This window comes from Enterococcus sp. BWR-S5 (genome assembly GCF_016745255.1).
Taxonomy (GTDB): domain Bacteria; phylum Bacillota; class Bacilli; order Lactobacillales; family Enterococcaceae; genus Enterococcus_L.
Genome location: NZ_JADOEQ010000001.1, coordinates 170,437 through 189,862 on the forward strand (window position 1 = coordinate 170,437; position 19,426 = coordinate 189,862).

Annotated in this window: 18 protein-coding genes; 16 read left to right on the plus strand and 2 right to left on the minus strand. The window is 38.1% G+C overall.

The genetic code is table 11. The annotated features are described in order from the left end of the window. Positions 1-216: 216 nt before the first annotated feature. Together IW510_RS00895 and rpmG are read left to right on the plus strand one after the other, a co-directional pair. A complete protein-coding gene (locus IW510_RS00895) occupies positions 217-2,352 on the plus strand; it encodes a penicillin-binding transpeptidase domain-containing protein (RefSeq protein ID WP_202055785.1) in 2,136 nt (711 codons plus the stop codon). 126 nt (positions 2,353-2,478) lie between these two features. Next, positions 2,479-2,628 (plus strand): 50S ribosomal protein L33, encoded by a 150-nt coding sequence (rpmG, locus tag IW510_RS00900; RefSeq protein WP_202055787.1) that lies wholly within the window; start codon positions 2,479-2,481, stop codon positions 2,626-2,628. A 208-nt stretch (positions 2,629-2,836) separates the two neighbouring features. Here rpmG and IW510_RS00905 read toward each other — a convergent pair whose 3' ends face one another. Further along, the gene (locus IW510_RS00905; protein ID WP_202055789.1) at positions 2,837-3,265 is read right to left on the minus strand and encodes a hypothetical protein; all 429 of its coding nucleotides are present in this window, start codon (positions 3,263-3,265) and stop codon (positions 2,837-2,839) included. A gap of 371 nt (positions 3,266-3,636) precedes the next feature. Here IW510_RS00905 and IW510_RS00910 point away from each other — a divergent pair, with 371 nt between their 5' ends. The 10 genes from IW510_RS00910 (at position 3,637) to IW510_RS00955 (ending at position 12,740) form a co-directional block, all read left to right on the plus strand. Then, positions 3,637-3,945 carry a hypothetical protein gene (locus IW510_RS00910; RefSeq protein WP_202055791.1) on the plus strand — a complete coding sequence of 103 codons (309 nt, stop codon included), beginning with the start codon at positions 3,637-3,639 and terminating at the stop codon, positions 3,943-3,945. 194 nt (positions 3,946-4,139) lie between these two features. Next, complete coding sequence (locus IW510_RS00915; RefSeq protein WP_202055793.1) at positions 4,140-4,523, plus strand: hypothetical protein; 384 nt, start codon at positions 4,140-4,142, stop codon at positions 4,521-4,523. Positions 4,524-4,733: 210 nt separating this feature from the next. Continuing rightward, positions 4,734-5,354: an accessory gene regulator AgrB gene (locus IW510_RS00920; RefSeq protein ID WP_202055795.1), complete on the plus strand. Its 621-nt coding sequence runs from the start codon at positions 4,734-4,736 to the stop codon at positions 5,352-5,354. Continuing rightward, positions 5,339-5,449, plus strand: a complete 111-nt coding sequence (locus tag IW510_RS00925; RefSeq protein WP_202055797.1) for a cyclic lactone autoinducer peptide — start codon at positions 5,339-5,341, stop codon at positions 5,447-5,449. Before IW510_RS00920 ends, IW510_RS00925 begins: the two co-directional genes overlap by 16 nt. Before the next feature lie 175 nt (positions 5,450-5,624). Next, positions 5,625-6,926, plus strand: a complete 1,302-nt coding sequence (locus IW510_RS00930) for a GHKL domain-containing protein (protein WP_202055799.1) — start codon at positions 5,625-5,627, stop codon at positions 6,924-6,926. Between the two features lie 12 nt (positions 6,927-6,938). Beyond that, positions 6,939-7,670 (plus strand): LytR/AlgR family response regulator transcription factor, encoded by a 732-nt coding sequence (locus IW510_RS00935; protein ID WP_202055801.1) that lies wholly within the window; start codon positions 6,939-6,941, stop codon positions 7,668-7,670. 532 nt (positions 7,671-8,202) lie between these two features. Continuing rightward, a complete protein-coding gene (locus IW510_RS00940; protein WP_202055803.1) occupies positions 8,203-8,592 on the plus strand; it encodes a bacteriocin in 390 nt (129 codons plus the stop codon). Positions 8,593-8,785: 193 nt separating this feature from the next. Next, the gene (locus IW510_RS00945) at positions 8,786-10,921 is read left to right on the plus strand and encodes a hypothetical protein (protein WP_202055805.1); all 2,136 of its coding nucleotides are present in this window, start codon (positions 8,786-8,788) and stop codon (positions 10,919-10,921) included. After that, positions 10,918-11,550, plus strand: coding sequence for an ABC transporter ATP-binding protein (locus IW510_RS00950; protein ID WP_202055806.1), 633 nt, complete (start codon positions 10,918-10,920; stop codon positions 11,548-11,550). Before IW510_RS00945 ends, IW510_RS00950 begins: the two co-directional genes overlap by 4 nt. A gap of 257 nt (positions 11,551-11,807) precedes the next feature. Continuing rightward, the gene (locus IW510_RS00955) at positions 11,808-12,740 is read left to right on the plus strand and encodes a hypothetical protein (RefSeq protein ID WP_202055807.1); all 933 of its coding nucleotides are present in this window, start codon (positions 11,808-11,810) and stop codon (positions 12,738-12,740) included. A gap of 216 nt (positions 12,741-12,956) precedes the next feature. Here IW510_RS00955 and IW510_RS00960 read toward each other — a convergent pair whose 3' ends face one another. After that, positions 12,957-13,355: a VOC family protein gene (locus tag IW510_RS00960; protein ID WP_202055808.1), complete on the minus strand. Its 399-nt coding sequence runs from the start codon at positions 13,353-13,355 to the stop codon at positions 12,957-12,959. Positions 13,356-13,564: 209 nt separating this feature from the next. On the opposite strand from IW510_RS00960, the gene IW510_RS00965 reads away from it, so the two are divergent. From IW510_RS00965 to metG, 4 genes are all read left to right on the plus strand, one after another. Beyond that, positions 13,565-15,223 carry a MutS-related protein gene (locus IW510_RS00965; protein WP_202055809.1) on the plus strand — a complete coding sequence of 553 codons (1,659 nt, stop codon included), beginning with the start codon at positions 13,565-13,567 and terminating at the stop codon, positions 15,221-15,223. 127 nt (positions 15,224-15,350) lie between these two features. Next, on the plus strand, positions 15,351-16,160 hold the full coding sequence (locus IW510_RS00970) for a TraX family protein (protein WP_202055810.1): 810 nt from the start codon (positions 15,351-15,353) through the stop codon (positions 16,158-16,160). Between the two features lie 188 nt (positions 16,161-16,348). Then, positions 16,349-17,113, plus strand: a complete 765-nt coding sequence (locus IW510_RS00975) for an alpha/beta fold hydrolase (protein WP_202055815.1) — start codon at positions 16,349-16,351, stop codon at positions 17,111-17,113. Between the two features lie 292 nt (positions 17,114-17,405). Then, the gene (metG, locus tag IW510_RS00980) at positions 17,406-19,415 is read left to right on the plus strand and encodes a methionine--tRNA ligase (RefSeq protein WP_202055820.1); all 2,010 of its coding nucleotides are present in this window, start codon (positions 17,406-17,408) and stop codon (positions 19,413-19,415) included. The last annotated feature ends 11 nt before the right edge of the window (positions 19,416-19,426 follow it).

Sequence of the window (19,426 nt, forward strand, 5' to 3'; positions counted from 1 at the left end):
GAACTTTAGAATACGACGACATCCCTAGGTTCTAAACAAGGGGTGTCGTATTCTTTTTTATAGAAAAGAACATACTCTCTGTCCAAAGAAAAACTTCAAGCTGATTTTGATAGAAAATTTTAAATATTTGCTTAGACCTGCGGTTTCCTCTATGATTTTTAGTCATTATTCGTTAAAATAAGAAGGCAGGACTTTTCCTGAGTGAAAGGATACGATATGAAGAATATGAACTTTTTAGATAAATGGAAAAAAAATCAAGAAGAACCAAGTACATATAAAGCGAGAAAGTCTCACATCCCCTTTCGATTGAACTTTCTATTTTTTATTATCTTCGGTTTGTTCGTCTCGCTGATTGTCCGTCTGGGCTATCTCCAAATTGTGGAGGGAGACAGCTATGTGGAACGAATTGCTCAAGGATCGAATTTAGTTGTCCAATCCGGGGCGCCGCGGGGGGAAATCTATGATGCCAACGGCAAGATTCTGGTAAGTAACAAGTCTAATCTGGCTATTACATATACTAGAGGGAAAAATGTACAGGCTGAGGATCTTCTGGAAATCTCCAATCGAGTCAATGAACTGATTCATGTACCGGCGGACGATCTGACAGAACGGGATAAAAAGGATTACTGGTTGGCGAACAAAGATAATCTTAAGGCTGCACAGGATCGTTTGACAGATGAAGATAAAAAAGACGAAAATGGCAATACAATTACCGACCAAAGCACACTGTATGCATTGACCGTTGATAAAGTAACAGAAGAAGAAATCAATTTTGATGAACAGACACTTCAGGCGGCAACGATTTATAAACGAATGAACTCTGTTTCTGAATTGAATACAACATTTATCAAGAATACAGAGGTTTCAGAAGATGAAGTAGCAGTTATTGGTGAACATACTGCCGAGATTCCAGGTGTCTCAACGGGAATGGATTGGTCACGGGAATATCCGGAAGGCTCTCTTTTACGAAGTATTCTTGGAACGATTTCTACGGAAAAGACTGGTTTACCGGCTGAAGAAGCCGAAGAGTACCTTGCGAAGGGCTATGCACGTAACGACCGGGTCGGAACGAGCTATCTTGAGAAGCAATATGAATCGGTTCTTCAAGGAACGAAATCTAAATCTGAAGTATCCCTTGACAGCAGCGGAAAAGTAACGAGCCAAACCTTGCTTTCAGAGGGAGAAAAAGGGCAAAATTTAAAACTGACAATTGATGCAGAGTTTCAAAAGAAGCTTGAGGAAGTCGTTAAAGCACAATACGAACAGCTAATCGCCAGCGGAAATGCGCCGTACTCTGACGGGGTGTATATCGCGGTGACGAATCCGAAGACCGGAGCAATCTTGGCTCTTGTCGCTTACGATCATGACGTGGCTACAAACGAGCTGACCTCGAATCCTTTGGCAACCATCAATAAAGTTTTTGTACCGGGTTCTGTTGTTAAGGGAGCTACCCTGACGGCCGGCTATGAAAGCGGCGTAATTCAAGGCAATGACGGAATGGATGATGAGCCAATCCAGATTGCCGGAAGTAATGTGAAATCTTCAAACTTTAACCTGTATTCCAAGATTCCAATCACTGCACAACAGGCATTGGAGTATTCATCCAACTCCTACATGATGAAGCTAGTCTTCAAAATGCTGGGAACGGAATATACACCGAATATGATGGTTCCATATACGACGGGAGATTCTCGTGTATTTGAAATTCTGCGGAATGCGTATGCGGAGTATGGGATGGGTGTGACCACAGGTATTGACTTACCTGGTGAATCGACAGGTTTGGTTAATACTGACTTTGATAATCCTGAAGTTGCACCAAATGCCGGAAATTTACTTGATTTATCCTTTGGTCAGTACGATAACTACACGGCTTTACAGCTGGCACAGTATGTTGCAACAGTGGCGAATGACGGTAAAAGAATGCAGGCGCATATCGTTGAAGGAATCTATGAGAACAATTTGGATGGAACCTTAGGAGCGCTGAAGGAAGCTGCACAACCTAAAATATTGAATGAAGTGAATATTTCAAGCGATCAAATGAATTTGATTCAGCAAGGCTTCTATAATGTTGTCTATGGGAATAGTGCTTATACAACTGGGAAATACATGAGCGATTCGTTAATGACTATAGCAGCTAAGACTGGTACGGCGGAAACTACTTACGTAGATGCAAACGGTGTAGCCCATGAAACAGTTAATAGTAACGTAATTGCCTATGGTCCCTATGAGGATCCGGAGATTGCAGTAAGTGTTATCCTGCCAAATCTAAATAACAATAGTGAAAACTTCAAGAATAACCAGTACATGGCAAAAGCGGTAATCAATGCTTATGCGGAAATGTACAAGCAGTAATTTTGTAAAGGAGTTCTCCTTTACAAAATTACTAAAAAGTCTGGTAATTCATAATGAAACATGGTATGATAACTGAGGCTAAGAAATCTCTTAGAATAAAATGAATTGAGATATGGAGGGAAAGAAATGCGCGTAAACATTACTTTAGAATGTACTTCTTGTAAAGAACGTAACTACCTTACAAGCAAAAATAAACGTAACAATCCGGATCGTATGGAAAAGCAAAAATATTGCCCACGTGAAAGAAAAGTTACTTTACACCGTGAAACTAAATAAGAAATTTAACTATAGGCTCAATCCTTTGTGTGGCAAGGGATTGAGCCTTTTTACTTTGTCTAAAATCACAATTAACTACGTTTTTACCTACGTTCAGAAATTCATATACTTAGCATGTCGCTCATTTGCTAGTTGTGACTTTTAAAAATGGAGAAACTGCAAAATAAAAAATCCCTGTTACTCGATTGAGAGTAGTAGGGATTTTATGTTACCAATTCTGCATTACAATTGGACCACTATATGTTGCGACATAGTTACCACTTTGATATTTGGAATTTCTAAATTGTAAAGTACCTGCATACCAACGTTTGAAAGTGTTATTGTATTCTGAATAATATGTGGTACTAGCAAAACTAGGACTCGTACTAGTTATTGTTATAACTTTTGTGTAAACTACACTTCTTGTTTGGCTTGGTGTACTTTGATTTGAAATAACAGATGAAACATTATAAGCACTATCTAACTCAATAAATGAGTCGTCATTGATTGGGATTTTGAGTGTTTCCCCAGTTTCTTTTACTTCGACTTTGTTTGTTTCAGGACTATAGGAATAATGGGAATTATCAGACTCGGCAAAAGAATGTAAAGGCATGATAATAGTACCTAAAAAAAAGAAACCCAACAATATTTTTTTCATAATAGAACTCCTTCCAACTTAATACTACAATTATAATTTTTTTAATTCTATTTATAAAAATAACTCTAATAATAGTTTTTCAATTTAATCGCTACGATTATTTTGAGATAGTTGTAAAAACTGGAAGACATCTGTGTTACTTAAGTAGAATAAGAAATTTTAGCTATATTTGGTTTTTGACAGAATAGATACTGTTTTCGTCTTTATACAAAATAATCAATTACAGCTTTTTTATTTTGTATAAGATGGCTTCTCCATGTTCACTTCAGCGACGTTTATTGTTCAAATAAGTAAAGAAATGGTTGTTCACATTGCCTTTCCCTCTGTTTGATGAATAGTGTATGATATAGGAAAAGGTTGGTGGAGGAAAAATGAAGAAATACATCGATGTACTTTTGTTTTTGTTAAATGCAATCATTTATGGGCTTGTGAGCCCGGTTGTTATAGCTGTTCTTTTGTCGTGTTTTTATCCGCAGCAGGGAACAGGTGGGGCCAATCAACCATTTCCGCTGGATATTTTCCTAATTGTACTAGTGTTCTTTCTCCTTTTCACAGGAGCTTATGGTGCAATCAATGTATACCTTATCAGGCAGTATCCGCAGAAAAAAAGAGAAATAGTTGTGGCATGCGTGCTTCTTATGGTTGGTACTGTAATTCTATTTGTTGCTATGCGTTCTTAAAATTGAAATCCTTTCCTCGTCCTCCATTGAATATGGGGGACGATTTTTTGTGCAAGCATTGTTGTGAAGTAAATTCCTGTTAGGATGAACGATTTTGACAGAAAACGATTCTTTTTGGAAAGGAAAGGAGGGGAGCTGGAATTTGAGGGTAGACTGATTGTGTAAACAATTTAGCTAGGAAGGGAGGAGAATAGTTGGAAAAACAAGCGTCAATATCGATTGTTTTATTGGAGGAGATGAAGAAGGCGAACGATGGCCGCTTGCTGTTATTGGATCTTTTTTTGCTGGAAGAGAGTCAAAACTATCATCAAATGATTGTGCTGAATGGAGATACTCTGTTTATTCGAAATGAGCATGACATCGATATATATAAGAGCAGCTGTGACATAACCATGGAAAAAGGAAAGCAATATCTAGTGTTCACGTCTAGATTATCTGACCAATTTAAGAAAAAGCTTTTTTTTCTTTTCCAGAGTTACCATTCACATTATCAAGTTCTATCAAAAGATACACGTACTTTCCAAGAATTTCCCTATCGAATTGAAAAAGTCATAAGTGTTAAAATCGGTTTTTATTAATATGCTTGAAAAAATTGGCTAAATCGTTAGAATAATTAAAATCTAAAAAGCTATGTTTATTGAGGGCTATACGATTTGGACAAAAAAATGAACGATTTTGCCAAATAGATTGTTTATAAGTGGACGAAAAAGAAATAGAACCACGTTTTTTTGAGGGAATGAGTAATGCCAAGTATTTTTTTTGTAAGATAAAGAGGAGAGGTGAGCAGAATGGAACAATCAATGACAGAAAGAACAGTAAAGAAAGCTGTTGATTACTTAATCGGCACAACAGAAATATCTAAAGTGAATTACTTGAAATGTAAGTTGGGAATGGAAGTCTTTTTTCTTAATTTTACAAAATTGGTTATTATCTACAGTACAGCCTTTTTTCTTGGTTTACCGAAAGAAGTAGTTATTTTTCACAGCTCTTTTATGTTGATTCGTTTTTTTTCTTATGGTGCTCATGCAGTGTCCAGTTTTGCCTGTACAAGTATCAGCTTACTGCTTTTCGTAGGAATCCCTTATGTATTACAAGAAGGCTTGCTTTCATCAGAGTTACTACTGCTAATTAATTTAGTCAATTTTATTTTATTAGCAAAATATGCCCCCGGAAAAACAAAGAAAAATTTTCTGGGAGACAAGGAACATCAACGACTGTTGAAGCGGCGTTCATTAATAGGAAACCTTCTTGTGTTGCTAGTGTTTCTTACAATTTCAGATTTAAGGATATGCAATCTAATTGTTTTAGGAAGTTTTCTTGCAGGGCTGCTGGTTGTTCCGCTGACGAACAATTTATTTTCAATTAAATTCAATAGTAGAAAGGATATGAGAGAATGGGAACGATATTAATGAATTTGTTTGTGGGGATTGGTACATTAAGTATTCAAAATTGTTGTCTGTTTACAAATTATGAACCGGAAATTCCGGAAGAATTGAAATCATAGAAAGAGCGCCATTATTCAAAAAATAGAAAGTGAGCCCTGCTAGGTAGATGGTATGAAGTGAGTGACCATCTGCCTTTTCGCTGTTTTTATAATTGTTTCTTTTTAGTAGATATATGAATAGTCAATGTAAAGTATTTCCGTTATACTGGATATATGAAAGATGAGGTGTTTGGTTATGTGGGATTATCTTACATTGGTTGGTATAGGTCTGCAGCTGGTATCTGCATATATTGGAAACAGTTTGTTTATTGGTAAGCTGAGAATATCTAAGCGAAGGATTTTGGAAATTCTAGCCGCAAGTATAGTGGGGAGTATTTTATTTCAATGGATCGGCGTGTATACAGTTATTTTTTTGTTTCTCGTGAATAGCTACTTCAACTATAAATCACTTAAAAATTGGATTCCAAGTATCGGAATACATTCCTTGGTCATGATTTTTAATGTGTTGGCAGATCATCTTAGTTCATGGGTCTTGAATTCCTTTGAGATTTCTCGTGACTATTCGCTATTATGGGTACTTTTGGTTCATATGCTGATTGCAATAGCAATTTCTTTGGTATTCATCTTTTTAGCGAAGAAAATTTTATCACGTTATCTTCTGAGAAATTTAAATTCGAATGAAGGAAATATTGTATCATTCATTTTCTTCTTCACGTATGGTGTTTACTTAATTTGTATTTTTTTAGGTGTAAGATTAGGAAATACACTTGATTTAATCCAGCTAAACCTCGTTTTTTTCATTTTTTATCTGCTCTTCACTTTGGTTGCCTTTTCTATTTATTCACGCACATTGCGTAAAGAGCTGAGGATAAAGCAAACAAAGGCAGAGTATGAATCCATACAGCAATACACAGAAGGCTTGGAGTCTCAATACAATCAAATCCGTAAATTTCGACATGACTATCAAAATATTCTTTCTTCGTTAGACAGTTATATAGAAGAGGACGATTGGGATGGCCTGCGAAATTACTACCAGAAAAGTATTCGGAAGTCTTCACGTTTTATTACCGTCAATAATTTTCGATTAGATGATTTAAGTAAAATAAAAGTAATGTCTATAAAAAGTTTATTGGTTTCCAAGCTAATCTATGCACAGGAGTTAGAATTGGATGTTTCCTTTGAAGCGAGGGAAGATATTCACAAAATACCGGTAGATCCTTTGCTGTTAATCAGATTGCTGGGAATATTGCTAGACAATGCCATTGAAGAGGTTTCAAGTCTTGGCTATGGCGTAGTAAGAGTCGCAGCTATTTCTCACACAGATGGGCTACAGCTGGTTATTGAGAACACCTGTCGAAAGGATATTGAACCATTATTCAAGCTGCAAAAAAGCGGATATTCTACTAAAGGTGAGAATAGAGGCCTGGGCCTAAGCAATGTTACTGAGCTTGTAAGTGATATGCCTATGCTGATGAGTGAAACAATTATCGAAAATGATACCTTCACTCAAATTATCTATATATCAGAAGAAAAATAAGGAGAAAAAATAATGTTATCTATTATTATTTGTGAGGATGATAGTAAGCAGCTTCAGCGAATGGAGCAAGTAATCAATAATTATATTATGATAGAGGAACTGGATGCAGAGCTTGTTTTAGCAACAAAAGATCCAGATGAAGTGCTGACGTATGTGAATGCTTCCCAAGGTCAGACAAGGCTGTATCTTTTAGATGTTGACTTGAAGCATGAACTGTCCGGCTTAACGCTGGCAGCGGAAATAAGAAAAGTCGATGATATTGGCAAAATTGTATTTGTCACAACACATGGCGAATTATCATATTTAACGTTTACCTACAAGGTAGAGGCGATGGATTACATCATAAAGAGCCAGCCGGAAGAAGTTGAACGGCGTGTCAGAGAGTGTATTGATTTGGCCATCAGCAGGTATTTGATGGATGGTGATGGAAAAAACAGTAAGTTTAAAGTAAAGCTTGGAGATACGATTCGATCAATTCCATATGAAGAAATCATGTTTTTTGAATCAGGCATTTCTCCACATAAAGTAGTTCTGCATACGCAGAGCAGACAGCTTGAGTTTTACGGGTCCATTCGTGAGCTTGAGGACAAGGATGAGTGTCTCTACCGCTGTCATAAATCGTTTGTCGTAAATGTGAACAACATCAAACAAATCAATAAGGTAGAGCGCATCATTGAGATGGTGAATGGCGAAGAGGTACTCCTATCTATTCGAGCCATGCGTAAACTGAAGAAAATAGATTAGATAAGAATGGCTGAGCGCTACTGTCGCTCAGTTTTTTTGTGGAGTAAATGAGGGCAATAGCTAGAGGATTCTGTTGATAGTGTGGAAAATCCGGTAGGGAGAGCGGCTTGGAATGAAGCTTTTTGAAATAGCCGATTCGGGACAATTCGTATAATACAATGACGATTATGAAGTCAAAACTGTTCAATAGCATTTTTATTGGACGTTTCTGACAAGCAAGGTTGTTTTTCTGCGCAAAGCATAGATTATGGAGAAATCTCTCTATAATAAATGGTGTAAGGTAGATAAAACAATCTACACAAAAAATAAAAAGTATTCTATTGGAAAAGAAAGACGGTACTTGGCCGCAGCACGAATAAGAAGAAGGCGGATTTTCAAGCAGATAAATCACTTAATAAGGAGGGAAGTATATTTATGAATAGCTGCACACTATTCAGTATCTGCCAAGTTTGAATCTATCATGTCATTTACTAATGCTGTGGATACCATCTTAAGCTGAGGATATAGACTACTAAAATTGGAGGAAATTATTATGAAAAAAATCGTTATTGCAAGTTTTATTACTTTGGTAAGTGTAACAAGTTTGATGGCACCTGTTGCCCAGGCTGCTGAACCAACATTATATGCGGAAAAAGGCTTTGGTGAAAATGTAGACAATCTTACAGCAGTTGTTGAAACAAAGGATTCCCCATTACAACGTCTAACTTCTAGTGGTGTTGATGGTGGCTGGTGGCGTCGTGGGAAAAACGGCAGCTCAAATATTTCTGAATACCAGCACTATTCTAAACAAGGTCATGCATCATGTGAAAATGGAAATGGCACATTCAAATCCGGCGGGTGGAAATCAGCATATACTTGGAGTAAAGCAAGTGTTGGTTGGACGGTACTAGGTGGAAACAGAGCTTACTATAATCATAGATAAGAATTGTGAAAGTGGGATAGAGACAATTATCTGAGGAAATAAATTAAAAAATAAGCAGTGAAAGAGCAATGGGTACCACTAAATAATTGCTCTTTCTTCTGTTTTAAAACATAGTACGTGAAGTTGACGTATCAGAAGCCCCACATTAATGGATAACTACATAAAAAATCACAAAGGCACGGAGGAACCGAGGATGAAAAAGACACTTTATATAGGGATGATTGCTCAAATTGTTTTGACTGCATTCATATTCCTTTCGATTATGAACCAGTTGCAGCTAAACACTATCTTATACAGGAATCAATCAAAGATTACCATTTTAGAAGCCGAACGGGAAAGTAATCTTGTATTGGAGGAACAGGCGCAGCTTGTATTAGATGCTGCTGAAAAATATAAAGTAATGGTCAATAAATACATCTTCACTGATGATAATGATTTATCCATCTATACAACAGACGTGACATTGAAAGATCGTATCCGCTTCCGTGAATCGACAGAAGACCAGCAAGCAGAGTATCTGTCACAAAAGGATTTTGTTTGGAATGATGCAGGGCTGACGATGAAAATTATCTCGATGGATGCGTTCGCCAGAACAGGGATTTCAGGTGTATATTACATTTCCGCTGCTAGCAGCAATGATCGAGAGCAATTTCTTGAGGAGCTTCGAACCCATATTGGCGAGGTAGAGTATTCTGCATCGAATGACTACTACTATCGAGTATTTTCAGACATTTTGGGTAATTATCTAGTGCTTATTGTCTGGGTGATTCTTTTCCTTATCAATCTGTCTGTTCTAATTCAATACCTAATGAGAAGCAGTACAAAATTGGCTGTTCTCAAGTCATTTGGATGGAAAAATAGAGAGGTATTAGGCTCGTTTATTGCTCCATTGTTAAAGATTGGTAGTTTGCTGATTGGAGTTATTTTTACTTTGACCTACGGGTACTACTACCTGAAGGATGGCGGATTTATTTCTGCCGTACCATATTTCACCGTATTAGTGAGTGCCTTCATGCTGCTTATCTTCATGTATATAATCGTCCACTGGGGCTTCCTACACTCAAAAGCCTGCAGGCAAGTGAATAGTATCAAGGGTCAAAATTTTTCCAACCTAGGAATCATTTTCAATTTATTTTCAAGAATCTGTGTGTCACTTGCTATCATTCTCATTGGTTTAAATGTGATTGAGCTGAAAAAAACGATTGAGGACTATCAGAAGCAGGACGCTTACTGGGAGAAAACCCGAAGTGTTTATGCAGTAGAGCTGCGATACATTACAAATAATATGGAAAAATATCGCCCCTACGAGAAAAATTTAAAAGCGTTCTTTGAGAAGGCGGAAGCAGAGCAAGGATTATTTTTGGTGGATGCTTCCAATTATGAGCGGCTGTCGAATAATGAGTTTATTTATAGAGCAAACACGTCGGATCCAGTTGAGGAAATTGCTTCTCCAAATGGCCGTAGTATGACGATTAATGCCAATTACTTAACGCATAACCCCATTTATAAATCAGACCACACACTGGTCAGTACAGAAGACTTTGTTTATGAACAGGATACGCGAAATCTTTTGGTACCGGAAAAATTTCGAGAATACGAAGAAGCAATTCGCATGTATCATACAGAGGGCTTTGAATTTCAAAAGTATATCTTCAATGAATTGCCTGAAGAAACAGAAGAAGTTGTACCGTTAAAAATCAATATTGTCTATGTAAAGGACACGCAAAAGTATTTTACATATAATCCCCAGATTGACAGCAAGGATTTCACAATTATTGATCCAATTACAATTGTAGATACCGGAAATATAGATGCAACCTTCTACGCGTCTTGGCTGACAAGCCAAGCTTTTGTAAAATCAGAGGCGACTGATGGCTACAGCTTCATCTTGCCATCGGTGATAGCAACGAACACCTTGCCGAATATTCAAAATACCATTGCGATTTACAATTTCAGAGCAGAGGAGATTAACCAGAAAAAATACTTATTGCAGACATTACTGGTTATGTTAGGTGTATTGATTATTGTCTTAATTGGAAACATCTATTTTTCAAATCATTTAATTATCGAAAAAAATAAATATGGCATGTACATCAAAAAGATTTCAGGTTACCGTTATCTTGAACTGATTGCACCGTTGCTTGCGATCCAACTGATATTGAACGGTCTGTTGACTGTTGTCGTGCTGCTAACAAATTATTCTGAAACAACAGTTGTGCTGATTGGAATATGGCTGTTCTTCGATTTATTGATTACGACAGTCAGTCTCATTCATACGAGGAAGCTAATTACCATTTTCGAATTATCTAAAAAGGGGGAACAGGTATGATAGAAGTGAATCAGGTAGTAAAAGTTCAAGGGAAACGAAAAATACTGGATCAAGTATCTTTTCAAATAGAAGAAGGCGCATTTCTTGGGATATTTGGAGAGAGTGGGACCGGGAAAACAACGTTGCTAAATATACTTGGCTTGTTGGAGAAGCCATCGGCAGGGGCAATAACATTTGATGGAATTAAGAATCCGACGAATCGTGAAGTAGAAAAATTACAAAGAGAAAAAATAGGCTATGTGTTTCAAAACTTCGGGTTATTAGCAAATGAAAGTGTCAGAAATAACTTAGTGATTGGCTTGAAACGATTTCGTTACACCAAGCAAAAAAGAGAGCAGTTAATGCTGGAAAGTTTGGAACAAGTTGGGTTGTCTAATATTTTGGATAAGAAAATATTTGAGCTCAGTGGTGGTGAACAACAGCGGGTCGCTCTGGCAAGAGTCATTTTGAAGAAACCCAAGTATGTGTTTGCTGATGAGCCAACCGGAAATTTGGACGAAAAAAATTCTGAACGAGTGTTTCAAATTCTAAGAAATTTTCAGACTGAACACAATGCCACCGTTGTTTTTGTGACACATAATCAGGAGTTGATTAAAAAAACTGAAAAAATTCTTCAGTTGCCTATGTAAAGCTAGTTTAAATCGATTAAAGCCGCGAGTAAGTCATTCGCGGTTTTTTGTTTGACTCTAAATCAGAGAGAGTCAATGCTTAATGACGCAGAAGGTGATAAAAGACGCAGCTAGCTTTAGTCTGTATTTAATGAAATAAATTTGATAGATGATACTGTTTTTTTACCGATATGTTAAGAATGATTTGTTTTTCATACGTTTAAAAAAGAAGTCCTTTGTGCTATGATTTTTGTACAAATGTACAGGGAGTGATCGTTTTGTATAAGAAAAAAATGGTAGTATTAGGGTTAATTACAGCTGGCTTATTAGGCGGGGCTAGTGAATCATTGGCAAGAGATGAGAGAAATCCGATTAATCATGAGGAATATCACCCAACTGACTATATTTTAGCGCCTTCCTCAGTAATTCGTGAAGCAATTTTTTCGAGCATTGAAGGAGAGCTGTATTCACAAAGAAGGGATGACGTATTAGCTGAACTGGTTTCACAATATACTGCACATTCAACTATTTCTAAAGAATATGGAGCGTATGCTGAGCATTTTGGTTGGGAGGATGTAAGAGAAACTAGAAGCTTTGAGGGAGTCAACTATCTGACTAATTTGAAAGAAATCAGTCATGAGGGCGGAGCCATCTATGATTTACGTCCAATTAGTGATCTGGTTGAATTAACAGCTATTGAAATCGATTTGCAAGCCGGTGTTAGCAATTTGAACGCATTAAGTCGATTGACGAATCTCACGACGCTCCATTTTTCTACTCGTGCAGATAGATATTATGAAGATGTAACGAATGGAAATCTAGCTTTAACGGATATTTCTGCGTTGGATAACATGGATCAACTTGAAGAAATTGATATTAATTCAAGGGGAGAGTTACAGCCAATCGTATTAAGAAGAGGAACAACTTCCTATGAGCTGTTTGATCCAATTATTGTGTCGAAGCAATTCGAAGGGGCAACAATCGAATACTCTTCTTATGATTCAGATTTTAGCGTTCAGGACGGTACACTAATTTGGAACAATATCACTGAAGGAGTAGAAGTGATTGACGAAGATGGGGAAAGCTACTTTGAAGAAGCGCGGACCGAAGAAGTGACATTCAAATGGCTTATCAAGGCTAAGCCGGATGCAAGAGGCTGGTACAGATTCATTTATGAAGGAGACGCAACGATTCCGATTGTATGGAAATAATTATTCAAGCCAAGTATACAAGAGAGTGACGGTTCCACTTTGATTTTCTCATAAGTTAACTGCAGAAGCTTGATTCAGTTCTTTCGAGATATTTTTTCGAAAGCAAATCAGGCTCCTGCAGTTTTTTTGTAGCTAATTATTCGTTTAAGGATGAAAAATCGTCATTTCTTCAAGCGATTCTACTTGTGGCAGCTTAGGTTAGGCTCGTGTTTTCTACTATACGGCCATCCATGTAGGCTCTAATGTATTGCCATCCGGGTCTTGTACTTCAAGACCATACATCTGCTCTTCCGGTATCCCCATGTCTATATGAAAATAATCGCCGCCGTTTAATTTAGCTATTTCCGCAAATTTTTTCACAGCATCCGCACTTTCCATGCTGAAGGCGGTCAATACACTGCTGGTTGTTTTTGTATCTGCAATTTTTTTGTCCTTGATAAACTGTTTGTAAAAGTCATGATCGAGGAGCATAATCCAAAAATTATCATCCCAGACCATGGAGCTGGTTTGTTCATTGGAAAAATCTTTATTCTGAACAAATCCTAGTGCTTGATAGAATTCTGTTGAACGTTGCACATCTGTTACTGGAAAATTAACGAAAACCATTGTAGCCATGGAAATCCCTCCAATTTTTAGTTGATTACTTACGGCACAAGAATCTCACGTACGGGTAGCTTTGTCAAAGACGATGCTTAAAAAAGTTGAACAAAAGAAGGCGTTACCATCTCTATAAAATTTATTTTGGAGCAACCTCTTCTTGAAGGGATTTTACACGCCAAATTAGTCGTGATACACTTATTGGATACTATGAAGGAGTGTTGGAAATGAATCAAAGTATTTGGTGGGTTGTTGCCTTAATTCTGTTTGTTTTGCTATTGATGTGGGCAATTGATGTTTATTCGAATTATAAGCTGAAGCAGCGCATTCATTTTGAATGGGGGAAACGTCCGGCATGGACACGGTTAGATAAAGAGGAGAGCCTGAAACAGGCATGGAAATATGCACAGAGCTATCAAAGCTTTGATAGCGAGATTGACGATATTTCTTGGTATGACTTAGATATGATGGATGTATTCGAATCAGTCAATGCCACCTACTCCAGTGTTGGTTCAGAAGCGCTTTATCAACAGATGAGAAATTTTGATTTTAACCAAAAATCGGCAGAGCAATTGGAAGAACTGCTCAGCTTTTACCAAGAAAATCCGAAGCTGCGTGAAGAAATACAATTTCGCTTTGCTCAGCTGGGAAAAAAAGACAATAACTTTGTAAAGCACTATCTATCCACGACAAAGGGAAAAGAGTTGTCTGGCTTCTATTTACATGTTTTGCTGGGGCTGCTTCCGATTATCGGCTTGCTGCTGCTTGCATTAGGTCAGACGTTTGGTGCTATTCTGACTCTGGGGAGTATTTGTTTTAATGTTATCTACTATTTAAGAAAAAAAGAATTATTAGAAACAGAGCTGAACAGCATGCGCTATTTTGTTCAGACACTGGGTGTTGCCAAAGCGGTCAGCAAGGTTGAAACACCTGTTCAATCAGCGTTACAGAAACAGCTGGCACCGCTAAAAAATATTTTGAAGTTTGGTGCTTCCTTTCGAGTAAAATCGAATTCAGAGGCTGAGTTGATGTTCGATTACGTGAATATGGCATTGATGGTTCCGTTCATTTCTTATAATTTTGTTTTGAAGCGATTGTCGGAGCATCATGAGCAGGCGGTGGCACTTTGGGATATCTTAGGTAAACTGGAAGCTGCCTATGCTATTTTGAATTTTCGAACCTATATGCCTCAAACGACAATTCCTGTGTTTGAAGCTGGTGGTGTTACTGCAGCGGGAAGTTATCATCCTTTGTTGAGTGAAGATGCGGTAGTAAATCCAATTGATTGGCAAAGAAACACCCTTGTTACGGGATCGAATGCTTCCGGAAAATCAACCTATGTAAAAAGTATCGCCATCAATTGCATATTGGCTCAGACGATCCATACTGTCGCAGCTGAAAGTTTTGTGATGGAAAGAGGACATGTACTGACTTCTATGGCAGTGGAGGATGATATTTTTGAAGGCGACAGTTATTTTGTTGCAGAAATCAAGTCCATCAAACGAGTCATGGATCAGGTCAAGCGAGAAACACGCTGCTATTGCTTTATCGACGAGATTCTTAAAGGAACAAATACGATTGAACGAATCTCTGCTTCTGCCAGTATCGTCAATTGGATGAAGGCCTACGATTCGTTAGCTTTTGTCGCAACGCATGATATTGAGCTGACAGAAATCTTGAAGAAAACCTGTGAAAATGTTCATTTTGAAGAGCGTGTAGAAGAAAACGGTATTTTGTTTGACTATAAATTGAAAGCTGGGAAGGCACGAACACGTAATGCCTTGCAATTACTAAAAATCATGGATTATCCTGAAGAGGTAGTAGCTGCTGCTAAGCAGGAAGCGGCCTTTTTCGATGAACACCGCAGTTGGAATGTGATTGAGTAAAAGCAACGAAGCCATTCACTAAGGTTATGGATTGTACCTTTCATTTTTGTCACAGGTCTTATAATTTTGTTCCTGTATTTCTGCCCCTTTCTCCAAGTATAATCAGATGGAGAAGGGAAGGATTTTAATGAATATAGAAGCAAAAACTGGAAAAAGAGGCTTGACGACCTTTGATTTGAAAGTATTGGGCATTGTTTTTATGTTTATCGACCATATCTATGAGATGTTTTCAATTATGGGAGCGCCTGAATGGTTGGATTGGTTTGGCCGACCGGTAGCAACACTATTCTTTTTCATCAGTGTGGAAGGCTTTACCCACACTCGAAATAAGGAGCAGTATTTGAAAAGGCTGTGGCTTGGATTTCTTATAATGAATATCGGCAATTATTTGGTTCAGTATTTCTTTTCAGTAGGAAATCTAGGGTTAGTGAATAACATTTTTTCAGATTTATTTGTGGCGGTTTTGTCGATGTATGGTATTGAACTGATTACGGAAGGCTACAAAACGAAGAAATATGGAACCCTGTTCAAAGGAATTCTATGTATTCTAAGCCCCTTGCTGCTTTCAGCGATTATCCTGCTTGCGATGACAAACGGCTCCATGTCGATTCTGATGATTGGCTATGTTTTACCATCAACTATTTTATCAGAGAATTCCATCATGGTTTATTTGGCTACCTTGCTTTATCTGTTTAGGAAGAACAGAGTGCTACAGTGCATAGCAATTGCTGTTGTGGGGGCATTGTACGCAGGAGTCAATGTCACAGCGCTGTTTACGACCAATACGCAGTGGATGATGGTTCTGGCGATTATTCCGATTGCTTTGTATAACGGTCAAAAGGGAAAAGGGATGAAGCAATTTTTCTATATCTTCTATCCTGCTCATATCTGGATTTTATACATCATTGCGTCTCTGATTTACACGCATTTTTATTGAGAGTCAAGATAAGAGCGCACTGTGTCAATCCTAAAGGACAGCCTTATTGGTTGTTTTTAGGATTGATTTTTTTATAGAAATAACCGGCAAAGGAATCTGTTGCTTGAGCTGGGTTGCTCAGCTTTTTTATTTGTCCTGAGGCAAATCAATGCTAGAATGAAGGTTGTATTGAGAAAAGGAGAAGAGTTATGAAGCTGAGTATTCGACATCGCTATATAAAGAAAATTCCGGTATTGGAAGTTACGCCGGAAGACACAAAAAATCAGGCGTTACCGTTGATTATTTATTATCATGGCTGGCAGTCCGCCAAAGAGCTGTCCTTGACACAGGCAAGAAAGCTAGCCTCCAAAGGTTTTCGAGTGATTTTACCTGATGCGATGAATCATGGTGAACGTAAAACGGGAGCTATTTCAACGATTCCATCTATTACTTTTTGGTCAAGTATTCAATATAATCTTATTGAATTCTCCGTGTTGGTTCGATTTTTTGATCGCTTAGAGCTGATTAAGGATGGCAAAGTTGGGGTTGGTGGCGTCTCAATGGGAGGAATCACGACTAGCGGAATACTGACTCAACATCCTGAGGTTCAGGTGGCAGTTTGTCTGATGGGAACCCCCTATCCGGTAAGATATATTCAGCGAGTAATGAAAAAGGCAGCAGAGATGTCCGTCTTTGTTCCAAAGGATTTGCCCTTGCTGCTGAGCTGGGTAGAAAAGTATGATTTATCTCAAGTACCTGAGAAGCTCGACAATCGGCCGGTTTTATTCTGGCATGGTACAGAAGATGAGAAAATTCCCTATGAAGATATGGCTGATTTTGAACAGCTAATTGCCAACAAAGAATACAGTAAAAATGTTCAATTTCTGACAGGTACGGGTGAGGGACATCTGGTTCAAGGAGAGCTGATGGATCAGGTTACAGAATTTTTCACTCAAAAATTGATGAATCCTTGAGATTGATGGACAAATGTATCTTTCAAGCGGTCGGACCTCTGCAAATAGAAGCATAGGGGTTCGATTTCTTTTAGAGAATCGACAGGGAACAGAGCCCATTTCAGTGACCACTGATTTTATTTTGATGTATCGACTATTTATATCGGCAACTTAGAAACTTGGAAGTGAAAACTCTTTGTAAACAGTATGCTTTTACTGGATTTATATAGTTATAATAAAAAGAATTATGGTATACTGTTTAGGAGTGAAAATCAGGAATTATGGAAAAATTATAGAAGGAGGATGTTTCTACATGACACAAAAAGAAACATTTTATATTACAACACCTATATACTATCCAAGTGGGAAATTACATATTGGAAATTCGTATACAACAATCGCCTGTGATGCGTTGGCGCGCTATAAGCGATTGATGGGCTTTGACGTCTTTTATTTGACTGGCGTGGATGAGCACGGACAAAAAATTGAACATAAGGCGAAGGAACTAGATGTAACGCCTAAAGAGTATGTAGATAAAATGGCGGCAGATGTTCAGAAGCTTTGGAAAACACTGGATATCAGCTATGATAAGTTTATTCGTACAACAGACGACTACCATGTGAAAGCAGTGCAAATGATATTTGATCGTCTGCTGGAACAAGGAGATATCTATCTAGGGGAATACGAAGGATGGTACTCTGTTTCCGATGAGGAGTATTTCACGGAAACACAGCTTGCTGAGGTTTACCGAAATGAAGAAGGTAAAGTGACTGGCGGAAAAGCTCCAAGTGGTCACGAAGTCGAGTTAGTGAAAGAAGAGTCATACTTCTTCCGTATGAGTAAATATGCGGATCGTTTACTTGAATATTACAACGAGCATCCTGAATTTATTCAGCCTGAGTCTCGTAAAAATGAGATGATTAACAACTTCATCAAGCCTGGCTTGGAGGATTTAGCTGTTTCTCGGACAACCTTCTCATGGGGTGTCCCATTGACAAAAGATCCGAAGCATGTCGTTTATGTATGGATTGACGCGCTATCTAACTATATTACAGCATTAGGGTACGGTTCCGAAGATGACAGCCTGTTCCAAAAATATTGGCCGGCAGATGTTCATATGGTTGGGAAAGAAATTGTTCGCTTCCATACGATTTATTGGCCGATTATGTTGATGGCATTAGACTTGCCGTTGCCGAAGAAGATTTTCGGTCATGGTTGGTTATTGATGAAGGACGGAAAAATGTCTAAATCTAAAGGAAATGTCGTTTATCCTGAAATGCTTGTTGAGCGTTATGGCTTGGATGCGCTGCGCTATTATTTATTGCGCTCCATTCCGTTTGGCAGTGACGGAGTATTCACACCGGAAGACTTTGTTTCTCGTCTGAACTATGACTTGGCAAATGACTTAGGGAACTTGCTAAATCGTACCATTGCTATGATTAATAAGTATTGTGATGGTCATGTTCCTGAGTACAAGTCAAAGGTAACACCATTTGACAGCGAGCTGTCAACAACTGCCGCAAACGTTATTGGAAAATACCATGAAGCAATGGAGAAAATGGAGTTCAACACAGCAATTGCAGAAGTTTGGACATTAGTCTCCCGTGCAAATAAATATATTGACGAAACACAGCCTTGGATTTTAGCGAAGGATGAAGAGAAGAAAACGGAGCTGGACAGTGTGATGGTTCACTTGGCTGAATCTCTGCGAATTGTTGCAATCTTACTGCAGCCGGTAATGCCTGAAACGCCAAAACGCATCTTTGAGCAGCTGGGACTTGATCCGGAGAAGATGAACATGGGAGCGATTCACTTTGGTGAATTCCCGGTAGGTGTGAAGGTAACAAGTCAAGGAACACCAATCTTCCCTCGTTTGGACATCGAGACAGAAGTTGCCTATATCCAACGCAAGATGGCGCAAGGGGCCAAAAAAGATGCAGAAGAAATCAAGTGGGACCCGGAAGAGACTGAGTTGCATTCTGTAAAAGAAAAGCAGATTAAATATGAAGACTTTGACAAGGTTGAGATTAAGGTAGCTGAGGTTATTGACTGTAAGAAAGTTAAAGGTGCAGATAAACTCCTACAATTCCGTCTGGATGCAGGAGATGAGCAGCATCGTCAAATTTTATCGGGGATAGCTGAATTTTACCCAGATCCTAGTGCACTGATTGGCACAAAAGTAACAATTGTTGCGAATCTTAAACCAAGAAAAATGCGCGGGCAAATCAGTCAGGGAATGATTCTTTCTGCTGAAGATAAAGAAGGCAGACTGCAAATCATCGAAGCACCAAAAGATATGCCAAATGGTTCAATTATTGCCTAAAAATTACAGGA